We start from the raw sequence: 12,530 nt of genomic DNA on the forward strand, positions 1-12,530 counted from the left end.
TCCGGCAGGGTGTCCGCCACCTCGCTCAAGCCTTGTCGCGGCCTTCGATGAAGGCCAGCAGATCGGCATTGATCAGTTCGGGATGTGTGGCGAACAGGCCGTGCGACAGGCCGGGATAGGTCTTCAGCGTGCCGTTCGGCAGCAGGTCGATCGCCTTGCGGGCCGAAGCGTCGATCGGCACCACCTGATCGTCTTCGCCGTGCATCAGCAGAACCGGCAGAGTAACAGCCGTTAGGTCCTCGGTGAAATCCGTCTCCGAGAAGGCGGAGATGCAGTCGTAATGGGCCTTTGCGCCGCCCATCATGCCCTGCCGCCACCAGTTGCGGATCAACCCCTCGCTTACTTCGGCACCTTCGCGGTTGAAGCCGTAGAAGGGGCCAGTCGGGACATCGAGGAAGAACTGTGCGCGGTTGCGCAGGAGCGTCTCGCGAAATCCGTCGAACACCTGCATTGGCAGGCCGCCGGGATAACGCGGCGTCGCCAGCATGATCGGCGGTACCGCGCCGATCAGCACGGCCTTCGACACTCGACCAAGCTGGCTGCGAGCGACATAACGGATCACCTCACCGCCACCGGTCGAGTGCCCGACGTGAACCGCGTCCTTCAGATCGAGTTCCCGGGCCAGCTCCGCGACGTCGGATGCATATGTGTCCATGTCGTTGCCTGTATCGGTCTGGTCCGAGCGACCATGACCGCGCCGGTCATGCGCGATGACGCGGTAGCCCTTGCCGAGGAAGAACAGCATCTGGTTGTCCCAGTCGTCCGCGCTGAGCGGCCAGCCGTGATGGAACATGATGGGCTGCGCGTCTTTCGAACCCCAGTCCTTGTAGAAGATCCGGGTGCCGTCCTGCGTTGTAATTGCCGTCATGGTTTTCTTTCCTTTTCTTAGGTTTCCGGATGGGAGGACCAGGTTGCCACCATCTTCCCGATGGTGAGCGATCGTCGTTGAAGCATTCTCTGGTCGATTATCGGCGCGCAGATGTTCTTGTCACTTCATTGGATCAGTCCTGACCGACGGGCTGCGGGCGCGGCGCCCGGACCATGCGGAGCATCTCCTGGACGTCGTGGCGTAGGCCCGCCGTCAGTTTCGGGCTGTAAGCCGTAGTCTGTCGCGACAAGCCAATTCGAAACATGAGAAGCGTGCGAGTGAAGGCCGTCATGTCCCTGCACTCCAGACAGGTGCATTTCGCTCGAACGATTCGATCAGCAACTCTGAAAGGATGCGGACCTTTTGCACCGGATGCGGACTGGGTGGGCGCACGACGTGGACATTGCCGACCGGCAGTGGATATGCGGTCATGACCGGTACGAGCGCGCCGGAAGCAAGATAATGTCGCGTGACACAGTCTGGGAGCCATGCAAGGCCAAGCCCGGCCGCGGCTGCATTGGCAAGTGCCATTCCGTTTTCGGTTTTGAACCGTCCTTGCGGCTGCACGGTGACGATTTTGTCTCCATCCATGAACCGCCACGTTTCAGCGCCCACCAAAGCCTGGTGAGAGCTGATCTCGTCCGGTGTTGCCGGTGAGCCATGCATCTTGATATAGTCAGGACTTGCGACCAACTGTCCATAGATCTGGCCAACTCGCCTCGCGATCAGGTTCGAATCGCGCAGTGCACCAACCCGGATCGCACAGTCAAATCCCTCTGCGATTAAATCCACGAAGCGATCACTGTAGTCAGCCTGTATTTGCAGCTTTGGATGGAGCCGGGCCATCTCAGAAAGCACGGGGGCAAAATGTACCGGCCCCGATGTCAGTGGCACGGCGACCCGCAAGCGCCCGCGAAGATCGCCGACTGGCAGGATGGTCTCCCTTGCCGCATCGATTTCGGCGCACACCTTTGCAGCATACTCGCGAAAGGTAACGCCGGCTTCCGTCAGCGCAGCACCGCGGGTCGTTCGTGCAAGAAGCTGGATACCCAACGCTTCCTCAAGACGGATAAGGCGCCGGCTGACCATCGACTTGGATATCCCCAGTCGACGTGCGGCGGGAGAAACGCCCCCGGCGTCGGCAACTTCGACAAATGTCTGCAGATCCTCGATATCCATATGGCAACCTCGGTTCGATTTCGTTTCTTGATCAGAACTTTCCCGCAGCCCTCACAATCGGCGCCACTTCGGTGCCGAGAAGCTCGATCGAGCGTTTCATTGCCGCCGTTTCCAGAGAGGCGGTGCTCATCTGAAAGGTGATGCGAGAAAGACCGCCCAGCGCCTGGCTGGCCCGAAGCATCTTCTCGGCAACCGTCGCCGGGGCGCCGATCAGGAAGGCGCCTTGAGGGCCGGCCATGTCTTCGAACTGCTGGCGCGACGGCGACGACCAGCCACGTTCGCGTCCGACCTTGGTCGTCAGATGCGCCCAGCCCGGATAGAAGGCATCTCTGGCCGCCGCGTCGGTCTCGCCGACGAAGCCCATCGCATGAACACCCACCTTGAGCTTCTCGGGACTGTGCCCCGCGCGCATACCGGCCTCGCGATAGAGATCGACGAGCGGACGAAACCGCTCAAAGGTTCCTCCAATGATCGCCACCATCAGCGGAAGGCCGAGCGCACCGGCGCGCGCGAAGGACTGCGGCGTGCCACCGACGCCGATCCATAGAGGCAGTCGCGATTGGTGGGGCCTCGGAAAGACCCCCTGACCGTTCAACGCCGGGCGGAATTGGCCCTCCCAGACGGGATTGCTTGTCTCGCCAAGCTTCAGGAACAGGTCGAGCTTCTCGGCGAAGAGTTCGTCATATGCCCGTGTGTCCAGGCCGAAGAGCGGAAAGGCCTCGCCGAACGAACCACGGCCGACGACGAGCTCGGTGCGGCCTCTGGAAATCAGGTCGAGGGTCGCGAACTCCTGGAAGAGTCTTACAGGATCAGCGGCGCTTAATACCGTTACCGCGCTCGTTAATCGAATCTGGCTGGTGCGCGCCGCTGCTGCGGCAAGTATGATCGCCGGTGCGGAATCGAGGAATTCGGCGCGATGATGCTCGCCGATGCCGAATACGTCGAGGCCGACCCTGTCGGCGACCTCCACTTCCTCAAGAAGATCGGCCATGCGGTCGGTCGCCGAAGGGAGCTTTCCGCTCGTCGGATCAGGAAGGATCGCGGCAAAACTGTCGACACCAATTTCCATGAAGGCTCCTTCGAAACTCTTTGGTTGATGGGTGGCCACGAGTGGAGGTCGCTGCTCAACCGCTCCGGCACCCAATATCGCTCAGCGCGATAGTCGTCGCGTTTGCGGCCGCCAGTGCCGTTGCACAATGGCCTCCGGCATCGTTGTAAACTCCGCCTCGCTGTCGACTGGTGATGATGAATGCAACGGGGGAGGGCGCTTGCGGTTACGCGCCCTTCCCCTTCCCGATAGCCGGTTCGGATCAGGCGGTTTTGCCCGGGACCGGCGTATTGAGAAGTTGCTGCTCCCAGAGATAGGCAATGCCGCTGCCGGCGAAGTGCTGGATGAGAATCTCGGTCAGCTGCTCGACATGCCCGGTGCGCGCCCAATCGCGCTGCCATTCGCCGGCGAGCGCCATCACGGTCATCGGGTTCGCGCCGGCCGCGATCATCCGCTGGATGGCGACTTCGTGAGATTCCTTCGAAATCCCGCCCGACGCGTCGGTAATCACGGTCACGTCCCAGCCTTCGCCAGCTGCCTGGATGACGGGCATTGCAACGCAGACCTCGGTCCACAGGCCGGCGATGATCAGTTGCTTGCGGCCGGTCGCCTTGACGACGTTCACCACATTCTCGTCCTGCCAGGTGTTCACCCACGTGCGATCGATGACTTCCTGGTCGGGAAACACATCGGTGATCTGCTTGAAGAGAAGTCCGCCGCGCCCCGCGATCACGCTGGTCAGAATGGTCGGAACATCGAAGGCTTTTGCCAGCTTCGCCAGCGCGGTCGTGCTGTTGACCACAGCTTGCGGGTCGTGGCTATTGAGATTTGCGAGCTGATAGGGCTGGTGATCGATCAGAACGAGGACGGAATCTTCGGGACGGAGAAGTGAATCAAGGCCGTTACGAAAGGTCATAGAAGCATCCTTTGCTGCTGTTGATGCGTGGGAAGTCGGCAGGCGCGCACTGCCTCCGAGGGCGCCTTGATGGACAGTGTCATTTTCATTTATGATGCGGTAGCGCCCGATCCCGTGAAGCTGTGTCGCGAAACGGGGAACGCCAGGGCCGGTCCGGTTCTTTCTATTTGTGATACGGTCGGAGCGATTCGAGCACTCATCTGTCGTGAATACAGGAACGTTGATTTGGATACCGAAGACCTGCGGACCTTCGTGGAAGTTGCCGATACTGGCGGAGTTTCTCCAGCCGCGCGGCGGCTCGGCATCTCCAAGTCGATGGTCAGCCGTCGCCTTATTCGGCTTGAAAAGGATTTGGGTGTGCAGTTGCTCGCCCGCACGACGCGCGGTGCCGCCCTTACGGAGGCTGGAATCACCTTCCGGGAACACGCTGCAAAAGTCTGCGCCGAGATCGATATTGCCAGGGAGACGATATTGCCCGCCGGTGACCTTCGCGGTCGGCTAAGAATAGCAGCTCCGCTTACATTCGGTCCGACGCACTTCGCCCCGGTGCTCGCATCCCTGGCGCAGCGCCACCCAGAGCTGCAGGTTCAAACCAGCTATACGGATCGGTTCGTTGACCTGATCGCAGAAGGGTTCGACTGCGCGATAAGGGTCGGCCATCTTGCTGACTCGAATATGCTTGCAAGACGCGTCGGCTGGACCACGGCCAAGTACGTTGCAACGCCGGACTACATCAAAAAACACGGCTCACCTGAAACGCCAGAGGAATTCCTCACGCATGAGGTCGTCATGCAGGGAACTGAAACCTGGCTGGCGATGGATGGGGATAAGATCACTACGCTGAAGCCGCAGGGCCGATTCAAAGCCGACAATGCCGTGGCTCTTGTGGCTGCAGCACTTGCGGGGATTGGTCTTGCCGGTGTCCCTGACGAATTAATTAAGGAGCATCTGGCTTCCGGCGCCCTGGTCCCGGTCATGACGCGCTATCCGCCGCCCAAATTGGGCATCTATGTGATCCGGCCGCCGGGGCAGTACCCCGCACGCAAGATACGGGTGCTCACCGAGATGCTAATCGAGTGTTTTGAAGACTTTCGACAAGATCGTGAAGACTAGGATCCGGATGAGGCTGGGCCTTGCGGATTTCATGACGATCGCAGAGCAAGTGCTGGAGATCACTCTGCTTCAAGCGATCTGCTTGTTTCAGATCGGCGCCGTTCAATCTCTATGTCTCGAACCTGACTTGAGCCGCGTCTACGCAGGATCTCTTACCGGTCCACCAATTACTCACTTGGCGTCCAGAGGGACGATGCTGCCACCTTCCGCGTGCAACCGGGATAGATAGCTGGCGTGATCGAGGACCTGAAAAGGAAAATACAGCCCTGCCGGGGTCGGCCTATTGCCATCCAGCCCGATCAGTCGTTCAAGGATCATGCTGACGCCCAGTGCAGTCAAGGGAGCCGCGCCGCCCGGATGAAACACTGCATGACAGTTGCGAAGCGGCTGTCCATCGTGATCCTCGCCAGCCAGTTCGATGATGATCTCCGTCGACTTGGGTTCGCCGCGACGACGGGACGTACTCACGCCGGTCGCAATGTTGAACTGTACGTTCGGCGCCCCGGTTGCTGCGGCCAGGCCGGCAACATCGATAGACGAAAAGCCTGTCCCGGCCGTTTTGCTACCATCGATCGCACGGAACTCGGCTTTGGCATCATCTTCACTACGCCAGACATAGCTGCCGTCGCGACGGGTGAGGGCGGCCGGCATCATCCGGTTCAATCGTTCAAAATCCTCGGCGACGGCTGGACCGCCACCATCCTGCTCATCGACAAGGGCACCGATCCTGATTTCGTGAAGTCGCGCAAATTGTTTGGCGCATGTGAGGGTAGCAACGGTTGTGGCGCCGACCAGCCATTCATAGCCGAGGACGACTGCCGCCGCGTCTGGCGCGTGCATATAGGTCGCAACTTCGGGAGCAATTTCATAGACGCCTGAAGAAATGCCCAGATGCGGTATCCTGCGGCTTTGAGCGAAGCGCAGGCTGGCCAATCGTTCGTCAGCGTAAAAAATCGCGACGGCACTAATCGGGCGATCGCCGAGACCGAGATCGTCAGCACGCGAGTCGATCACGACGCCCTCTGCTTTCCCGATCTCGCTGGCGGCGTTGCGGCTTTTGAGCAGATCGCGCCCACCGATCAATAAAGGAACATCGGGGTAAGCCGAGCGAAGCGCACGGGCAGTCAGTCGCCCGATCGCGCCCGTGCCACCCATCAGGAGAATAGGATGGGAAATCATTGTTATATGTCCTCACTTAAGATAACCTACTGATGGTAGGTTTTACCTACTAAAAGTAGGTTTTGCAAGGACCCGACCGTGACAGGCATTTCTAATCACGCTGCCATACAGACCTCCTCACACAGGCTTTCGAAGGGAGAGAGACGACGACAATTGCTCGATACTGCATTGTTGATCGTCCGCGATGAAGGTGCAGACCGTCTGACGCTTGGTAATCTTGCCTCCCGTGCCGGAATTTCGAAACCAGTGGTATACGAACATTTCGGCACCCGGTCAGGTCTGCTCATCGAGCTTTACCGGTGGATTGATGACGAGCGGGTGAAGGCGTTTCGAACCGCGATGGCAGCCGGCGGGCGGAGTCTGGAGGAAACCATTCGTTTGCTGGCGGAAGCTTACATCCGCTGCGCTGCTGACATGACGGATGAATTTCACACCGTCGGCGCGGCTTTAACCGGGAGCGAGGAAAAAGCCGTCGTATTTCAGGAATTGCTCGACAACTCGGTCCAGATGTTCGCTGCAGTTCTTAAGCCCTTCGACACTCTATCGGCAGGGGATCTGGAGAAGCGTTGCATTGGCTTCGTCGGCGCGGGAGAAGCGCTTTCGTCGGCTGTGGTGCGTCAGACTTTGCACCAGAGCGAAGCCGTCGAGGTCTTTGCATCGCTGATTGGTGGCGGAATGGTTGCACCATAAATTATCAGGTTCTGAAAGATCTGAGCGGAGCCTCATCTGAGGTAAGTGCTGAGAGAAATCGGCACTTCCGTACTGCTTTCGACGTGGATCGTTCGAATGTTGTCAAAGTGACGAATGACCGCGTTCGAGACCAGATGAGCTTCCTGTTCGCACCGTCCACGATTCAGACCGCGGCCTGATCCTGGCGCGCGTCAAAGCTGCGCTGGCAGTTCTGGATCACGTCGATGTTCTCGACGGTCCAGTTGAACAGGATCGAGAACGGTCCCTGCAGCGACTGGCCGAGCGGCGTCAGCGCATATTCGACGCCGAGCACGCGTCCATCCAGAATCCTGCGCGTCACCATGCCGTTGCGCTCAAGCTTGCGCAGCGTCTGGGTCAGCACGCGTTGGGTGACGCCATCGAGACGGCGCTTGATCGCATTGAAGCGTCGGGGCTCGCTCAGCACCGCCAGCACCATCATCGACCACTTGTCGGCGATCTGGTCGAGGATCACGCGGCTCGGGCAGTCGGCACGGTAGACCGGATCATTTTCATCTGTTGGTTCATCCATCGGTATCCTCCGGCATCCCTGGGATGCTTCAGGTGCGTAATTGACGCTAGGTATCCGATGAATACTTTAGGGGTCAATGGTGTGAAACACCAGCGCCAGAGTTTCCCGAAGAATAGAGACTTTACGTATGACAGACACAGATTTCAGCCGGCTCCGGATTGCTCGGGCAGACGGTATTGCCATGATCACGATCGACAATCCGCCGGTAAACGTTCTCGACGTCCCCCTGATGAGCGAGATTCGCCGCTTTCTTCTTTCCGTTCGCGACGATCCAAACACGCACGTGCTGGTCTTCCAGAGCGCGGATCCAGAATTCTTCATTGCCCATGTCGACATGACATTGATCGATGAGCCGCATGCCTTCGACGAGATTGCACGCGAGGCGCCGGAAGGCCTCAATCCGTTCCAGGCGTTCGGCGAGCTTCTGCGGGAGCAGCCGCAGGTAACGATCGTCAAGCTCGCTGGGCTGGCGCGAGGCGGCGGAGCCGAGTTCGTCGCGGCGGCCGACATGGCGTTCGCTGCGGAGGGGAGGGGAGGGCTTGCGCAATGCGAGGCGTTGATGGGCATCACGCCCGGCGGCGGAGCCACGCAATATCTGTCATCACGGATGACGCGCGGCCGGACCCTCGAAGTGATCCTTGGCGCCGATCTCATCGACGCGGCGACGGCGGAACGCTATGGCTGGATCAACCGGGCGCTGCCGGCTTTGGAGCTTGATGGCTTCGTTGACCGGTTAGCGCGCAATATCGCCGCTTTACCAGAAGGCGTCATCGCCGCCGCCAAGAAGGCGGTGCCTCCTGCAGACCTGCGGGAAGGCTTCAGTCGCGAGCACGACGCCTGGGCGGGGCTGTTCGCACGTCCTGCAGCCGAGAAGCTCATCCGGGGTGGGCTCAACGCGGGCGCTCAGACCAGGGAAGGCGAGCGAAACCTGGAAGGTCTGCTCCGTGCGCTGCGGGCTTGACGCCACGGCTTCACCCGACGTTCCGCACTTTGCAACACAGTTCAGCACTTCTCGATACTAAGAGTCGTGACTGGAGAACATTAAGTCAGCGGGATACGCGGTCGAGCACCCTTCGCATCTCGTGCAAACCACGTGGGCTTGGGTCGACTACCTAGAGAAGGAAGAAAAATGATTGATCTGAAAGGGAAACGTGCATTGGTAACCGGAGGGTCGCGGGGCATCGGGGCCGCGATCGCGTTGGCTCTGGCCGAGAACGGCGCTGACGTCGCGTTTACGTATCAGCATTCGGCTGAGAAAGCTGACACGGTGGCCAAATCCATCGAGAGCACGGCGCGTCGCGCGGTTGCGATTCAAGCCGATAGTGCTGATCCGGAGGCGATCACGCGCGCGGTCAGCGGTGCCGTCACAGCGCTTGGCGGTCTCGATATTCTTGTCAACAGCGCGGCGATCGGCCACTCCGGAACGATCGCCGACCTTGACGTGACCGAGTATCAAACGCTGATGGACGTCAATGTGCGCGCGCCCGTGCTGTTCGCGAAGGCTGTCATTCCGCATCTCTCCGCTGGCGGGCGCATCGTCTCGATCGGATCGGGTCTCGGAGAGCGTGTTCCCTTCCCGGGCGTAACGGCTTATGCGATGTCCAAGGCAGCACTCACCTCTTTCACCCGCGGGCTGTCGCGCGAACTTGGTCCGAATGGCATTACCGTAAACCTTGTGCAGCCCGGATCGGTGGATACCGACGCAAACCCGGCGGACGGTGCGGCCGCTGATTTCCAGCGGAATCTCACGTCGCTGGGGCGTTTCGGCGAGCCACGCGAAATCGCGAACCTTGTGGTCTTTCTTGCAAGTCCTGCCGCGAGCCTGATTACGGGGGCGATTCTGACCGCCGATGGGGGCGCGATAGCCTGACTGCGCCCGATCTTCCTTGGGCTAAGGGGGCGAACCCTCGCCTCCAACCTTGGATGATCGGAGCCTAAACTGCCGTCCGGAAAAGCAAGCTAAGATGGGTGCATGCTCCCGCATCAGATGACCGTGGATCGGTTTGAGGCCGAGCGTCTCGATGATCTCGCGAGCGGATGGCGTTACATCCCTTGGAAGTTCAGTCATGACGAGGGCTCCGAAATCGATACCGGAACGGCCACCCTCGCAGACAGAATGTGCTCGAGATCTTTCAGCGCAGCTGCTGCGGTGGCGAAGGGCTCCTTGCCGGATCCGATCGCGATCGTATCGCCCATCGCGTCGGTGGTGATGCGGATTGCCTTGTCCTTTCCCCGAACATTCGCAAGTGGGTCTGAAAGCGGATAGGTCCTGATTCCGACCGCGGCGCGGAATTTGCCGTCCGTGCGCGTCAGGTTGCCGACGAGCTTCGGGACCACACCTTCCGCTCGCCACGCCTCGATACGGTCTCCGGTGACCGACTGGATGCCTTCGACGGCAAGATCGTCCATCGTCAGGTCGGCGCCGAGCCCGAAATTAGCGAGGATCAGGAGTTTGCAAGCGGTATCCCAGCCCTCGGTGTCGTTGCGCGGATCGGCTTCGGCGAAACCGCCCTTCTGCGCCTCCTTCAGGGCCGCATCGAAGCCGAGGCCTTTCGTCGTCATGGCGTCGAGCAAGAAATTGGTCGTGGCGTTCAGGATGCCCTCAATTTCGAGCACTTCGCAACCCCTCAGGCTGTGATCAACCAGATCGATCGTCGGCAGGGCGGCTGCGGCTGCGCCGCTGAGCTTCAGCATCGCACCCGAACCCGTGGCGAGTTCACGCAACTGTTTTCCGCTATGCACCAGCGCACCCTTCGACATGACGATCGTGTCGCGCCCGGCCGCGAGAGCCGAGCGGATATAGGCCAGTCCCGGACCGCCGGTGCGGAAATCGCTCGGTCCCGCCTCGATCAGAATGTCGGCGCCGCTTGCAGCCACGAAGTCCGGTCCCGACAGCCCTGTCTCAAGCCTATCCAGCCGCTCTGCTTCGAGGCCGCCGGGGTCGGACAGACCGGATCGCGATCCGCAGACGGAGACCAGACGCACATCCGCTCCATAGACCTCACGGTAGCGCTGACGCCGGGACAGAAGCAGGTTGGCCGTGGCACGTCCCACGCCTCCGAAACCTGCAATTGCGATGTTGAAAACCCGCATATAGTCTTCTTTCTTTTCTGGTTTGCCTACGGCATGCCGAGGTGAGGTCGCCAAAACGCCTCGATCTCGACGGGTTCCGGCCTGCGTTCATGAAAAGCCGGATTGCTGGTGTCGCAATCTTACCTTGGGGCAGCTCAGGCTGACGGTCCGGCCCCCTTGGAGGCACCTGTCGGCATGTGGAGAGCGCCTGTTCGATAAGCGCCTCGCTGCCGAAGGGTTGTTCCGTCAAGCGGTCAATCCGTCGTCGCAGCGTCGAAGTCGGCCCAATGCGCAGCGAATGCCCAAAGGTCAGCGATCTCGTCGATTGCCTTGCCGGTGGGCTTCCCGGCACCATGGCGCGCCTGCTTGTCGACCCGCAGGATCCGCGGTTTATCGCCGGCCTGAAGCGCCACCGCCATTGGATTCGCCCTGGATCCGGATTGGGAGTGCTTCCCATAATAGGCCATGACATCCTTGATCGGCCTGCTGTTCGACGTTTTGCAACAATGTTTCGCATTTGGGAAGACTATGCTGCTGGCCCATGCAGGACTAACCTCCACGCATGAAATTCTGATGAAGGCGGCCATTTCCGCCAGGGTACTTGCTGCCGCAACCACAATGACGGTGGTTCGAATCGAATCTGAAACGAGAAGAATAAAACCCAGGAAATCACATGGCAGATTTCGTCCGTCGCCTTCATCATGTCGGTGTCGTCGTTAATGACCTGCAGGCTAGCCTTGACTGGTATCGAGATAAGCTTGGATTCGAGCACCAGTACAGTTTCACCTTGCCCGGCGCGCAGGCAGCAATGCTCGTTCGCGGCGAAGCCCGGCTCGAAATCTTTCAAGTCGAAGGTGCTGCCCCGATGGCGAGCGAGCGGGAAGACATCGAAACACTCCTGAAACGCGGTGGCGTCAATCATTTCGCGCTCAATGTCGATGATCTGGAAGAGACCGTAACCGCGCTGGCGGCCAAGGGTGTTGAAATCGTCATACCGCCGTCCTTCGTCCCCAACAATTCCGGTGATCGTTTCGCTTACATCCGAGACAATGACAGGATGCTGGTCGAGTTGTTTCAATCGGCGTCCTGAGAATGGGTGCTGGGATATTGACCGCAGAATACCTACCCGGCTTTGCTCATCGTACACACCGCGTCTTGCAAATGAGGCGACCGATCCACCGCCCCTGAATGTTCGGTACGGCGAACGGTGGCGTTGGTGCGTAAGGGCTGCGCATTCGCTACCATGAGTATTTCAATTCCGCTCGAACATAGTTGCTGTCACTGCCTCCGGCGTCGCGAAGCGCCGAGCCGACCTGATAATGGACGGCTTCCAGCGACCCCGTGAGATTGGGATTGAAGCGGTAGTCCGCCCTGACCTGCAAATAGGCTCCGGTCCATGCCGACCCCTGACCCGCGGTGCCGGTCACGGGAATGCCTGGCAGGGTGTAGACGGCGTCCTGTGTCGTCTGTCGCCAGAGTAGTCCGACACCGGTCATCAGGGTCAGGTCTTCGGTCGGCTGAACGGTGACCGATGGTTTGACGTGGACGAGGTTGGCGTACCCGGTATGGCCGCCTAGCGAGAAATAAAAGCCGTTCGGAAACAGCGGATTGAAAGTGCCGAGCGTGCCGTCGCCCGCATCACCGTCGCCCGACGCCATGTCGAACTGCAGACCGATCCGCGGCGACCAGGTGACATTCTCGAAGGTGTAGCCGGTTCTCGCACCCATGGCCCAGGCCAGAATGTCGGCTGAGCCGACCTTACCAACCTGTCCCATCGCTTCCGCATCCCAGTCGAAACCGGCATATTTGCCGGCCGCCTGGATCGTGTCCCATGACGTGGTGTAGCTTAGACGACCACGGCTCATCCCGGATGGCCGGATGAGTGTCAGCTTGCGGCTGGCAGGCTGATGAGCGG

The 12,530-nt window shown here is 60.1% G+C and carries 15 protein-coding genes; 5 read left to right on the plus strand and 10 right to left on the minus strand.

The window, feature by feature from the left end:
- Positions 1-25: 25 nt before the first annotated feature.
- From J2046_RS31615 to J2046_RS31635, 5 genes are all read right to left on the minus strand, one after another.
- Positions 26-868, minus strand: coding sequence for an alpha/beta fold hydrolase (locus J2046_RS31615; RefSeq protein WP_210058600.1), 843 nt, complete (start codon positions 866-868; stop codon positions 26-28).
- Between the two features lie 133 nt (positions 869-1,001).
- A complete protein-coding gene (locus J2046_RS31620) occupies positions 1,002-1,160 on the minus strand; it encodes a hypothetical protein (RefSeq protein ID WP_210058601.1) in 159 nt (52 codons plus the stop codon).
- Positions 1,157-2,047 carry a LysR family transcriptional regulator gene (locus J2046_RS31625; protein ID WP_210058602.1) on the minus strand — a complete coding sequence of 297 codons (891 nt, stop codon included), beginning with the start codon at positions 2,045-2,047 and terminating at the stop codon, positions 1,157-1,159. The genes J2046_RS31620 and J2046_RS31625 overlap by 4 nt, the downstream gene beginning before the upstream one ends.
- A 31-nt stretch (positions 2,048-2,078) precedes the next feature.
- Positions 2,079-3,116, minus strand: coding sequence for an Atu2307/SP_0267 family LLM class monooxygenase (locus J2046_RS31630; RefSeq protein WP_210058603.1), 1,038 nt, complete (start codon positions 3,114-3,116; stop codon positions 2,079-2,081).
- Between the two features lie 241 nt (positions 3,117-3,357).
- Positions 3,358-4,011 carry a hydrolase gene (locus tag J2046_RS31635; RefSeq protein WP_113482805.1) on the minus strand — a complete coding sequence of 218 codons (654 nt, stop codon included), beginning with the start codon at positions 4,009-4,011 and terminating at the stop codon, positions 3,358-3,360.
- A 225-nt stretch (positions 4,012-4,236) separates the two neighbouring features.
- On the opposite strand from J2046_RS31635, the gene J2046_RS31640 reads away from it, so the two are divergent.
- The gene (locus tag J2046_RS31640) at positions 4,237-5,124 is read left to right on the plus strand and encodes a LysR family transcriptional regulator (RefSeq protein ID WP_210058618.1); all 888 of its coding nucleotides are present in this window, start codon (positions 4,237-4,239) and stop codon (positions 5,122-5,124) included.
- Positions 5,125-5,295: 171 nt separating this feature from the next.
- Here J2046_RS31640 and J2046_RS31645 read toward each other — a convergent pair whose 3' ends face one another.
- Positions 5,296-6,303: an NAD(P)-dependent oxidoreductase gene (locus J2046_RS31645; protein ID WP_210058604.1), complete on the minus strand. Its 1,008-nt coding sequence runs from the start codon at positions 6,301-6,303 to the stop codon at positions 5,296-5,298.
- 153 nt (positions 6,304-6,456) lie between these two features.
- Between J2046_RS31645 and J2046_RS31650 the strand changes: the two genes are divergently transcribed.
- A complete protein-coding gene (locus tag J2046_RS31650) occupies positions 6,457-6,993 on the plus strand; it encodes a TetR/AcrR family transcriptional regulator (protein WP_233470413.1) in 537 nt (178 codons plus the stop codon).
- Positions 6,994-7,156: 163 nt separating this feature from the next.
- On the opposite strand, the gene J2046_RS31655 is transcribed toward J2046_RS31650, so the two are convergent.
- Positions 7,157-7,543, minus strand: a complete 387-nt coding sequence (locus tag J2046_RS31655) for a winged helix-turn-helix transcriptional regulator (protein WP_210058606.1) — start codon at positions 7,541-7,543, stop codon at positions 7,157-7,159.
- A gap of 127 nt (positions 7,544-7,670) precedes the next feature.
- On the opposite strand from J2046_RS31655, the gene J2046_RS31660 reads away from it, so the two are divergent.
- Complete coding sequence (locus J2046_RS31660; protein WP_210058608.1) at positions 7,671-8,504, plus strand: enoyl-CoA hydratase/isomerase family protein; 834 nt, start codon at positions 7,671-7,673, stop codon at positions 8,502-8,504.
- A 168-nt stretch (positions 8,505-8,672) separates the two neighbouring features.
- Positions 8,673-9,413, plus strand: coding sequence for an SDR family NAD(P)-dependent oxidoreductase (locus J2046_RS31665; RefSeq protein WP_210058609.1), 741 nt, complete (start codon positions 8,673-8,675; stop codon positions 9,411-9,413).
- Between the two features lie 194 nt (positions 9,414-9,607).
- Here the strand turns inward: J2046_RS31665 and J2046_RS31670 are convergent, their stop codons facing one another.
- Positions 9,608-10,636, minus strand: coding sequence for a homoserine dehydrogenase (locus J2046_RS31670; protein ID WP_210058611.1), 1,029 nt, complete (start codon positions 10,634-10,636; stop codon positions 9,608-9,610).
- 233 nt (positions 10,637-10,869) lie between these two features.
- On the minus strand, positions 10,870-11,034 hold the full coding sequence (locus J2046_RS31675) for a hypothetical protein (RefSeq protein WP_210058613.1): 165 nt from the start codon (positions 11,032-11,034) through the stop codon (positions 10,870-10,872).
- 254 nt (positions 11,035-11,288) lie between these two features.
- On the opposite strand from J2046_RS31675, the gene J2046_RS34425 reads away from it, so the two are divergent.
- On the plus strand, positions 11,289-11,705 hold the full coding sequence (locus tag J2046_RS34425; protein ID WP_210058615.1) for a VOC family protein: 417 nt from the start codon (positions 11,289-11,291) through the stop codon (positions 11,703-11,705).
- Between the two features lie 148 nt (positions 11,706-11,853).
- On the opposite strand, the gene J2046_RS31685 is transcribed toward J2046_RS34425, so the two are convergent.
- The coding region (locus J2046_RS31685) for an alginate export family protein (protein ID WP_210058616.1) at positions 11,854-12,530 on the minus strand (677 nt) is incomplete at its 5' end.

It is taken from the genome of Neorhizobium petrolearium (assembly GCF_017873175.1).
Classification (GTDB): domain Bacteria; phylum Pseudomonadota; class Alphaproteobacteria; order Rhizobiales; family Rhizobiaceae; genus Neorhizobium; species Neorhizobium petrolearium.

Coding starts and splice junctions, on each gene's coding strand:
- J2046_RS31615 (WP_210058600.1), bottom strand. CDS start 868: ATGACGGCAATTACAACGCAGGACGGCACCCGGATCTTCTACAAGGAC.
- J2046_RS31620 (WP_210058601.1), bottom strand. CDS start 1,160: ATGACGGCCTTCACTCGCACGCTTCTCATGTTTCGAATTGGCTTGTCG.
- J2046_RS31625 (WP_210058602.1), bottom strand. CDS start 2,047: ATGGATATCGAGGATCTGCAGACATTTGTCGAAGTTGCCGACGCCGGG.
- J2046_RS31630 (WP_210058603.1), bottom strand. CDS start 3,116: ATGGAAATTGGTGTCGACAGTTTTGCCGCGATCCTTCCTGATCCGACG.
- J2046_RS31635 (WP_113482805.1), bottom strand. CDS start 4,011: ATGACCTTTCGTAACGGCCTTGATTCACTTCTCCGTCCCGAAGATTCC.
- J2046_RS31645 (WP_210058604.1), bottom strand. CDS start 6,303: ATGATTTCCCATCCTATTCTCCTGATGGGTGGCACGGGCGCGATCGGG.
- J2046_RS31655 (WP_210058606.1), bottom strand. CDS start 7,543: ATGGATGAACCAACAGATGAAAATGATCCGGTCTACCGTGCCGACTGC.
- J2046_RS31660 (WP_210058608.1), top strand. CDS start 7,671: ATGACAGACACAGATTTCAGCCGGCTCCGGATTGCTCGGGCAGACGGT.
- J2046_RS31665 (WP_210058609.1), top strand. CDS start 8,673: ATGATTGATCTGAAAGGGAAACGTGCATTGGTAACCGGAGGGTCGCGG.
- J2046_RS31670 (WP_210058611.1), bottom strand. CDS start 10,636: ATGCGGGTTTTCAACATCGCAATTGCAGGTTTCGGAGGCGTGGGACGT.
- J2046_RS31675 (WP_210058613.1), bottom strand. CDS start 11,034: ATGGCGGTGGCGCTTCAGGCCGGCGATAAACCGCGGATCCTGCGGGTC.
- J2046_RS34425 (WP_210058615.1), top strand. CDS start 11,289: ATGGCAGATTTCGTCCGTCGCCTTCATCATGTCGGTGTCGTCGTTAAT.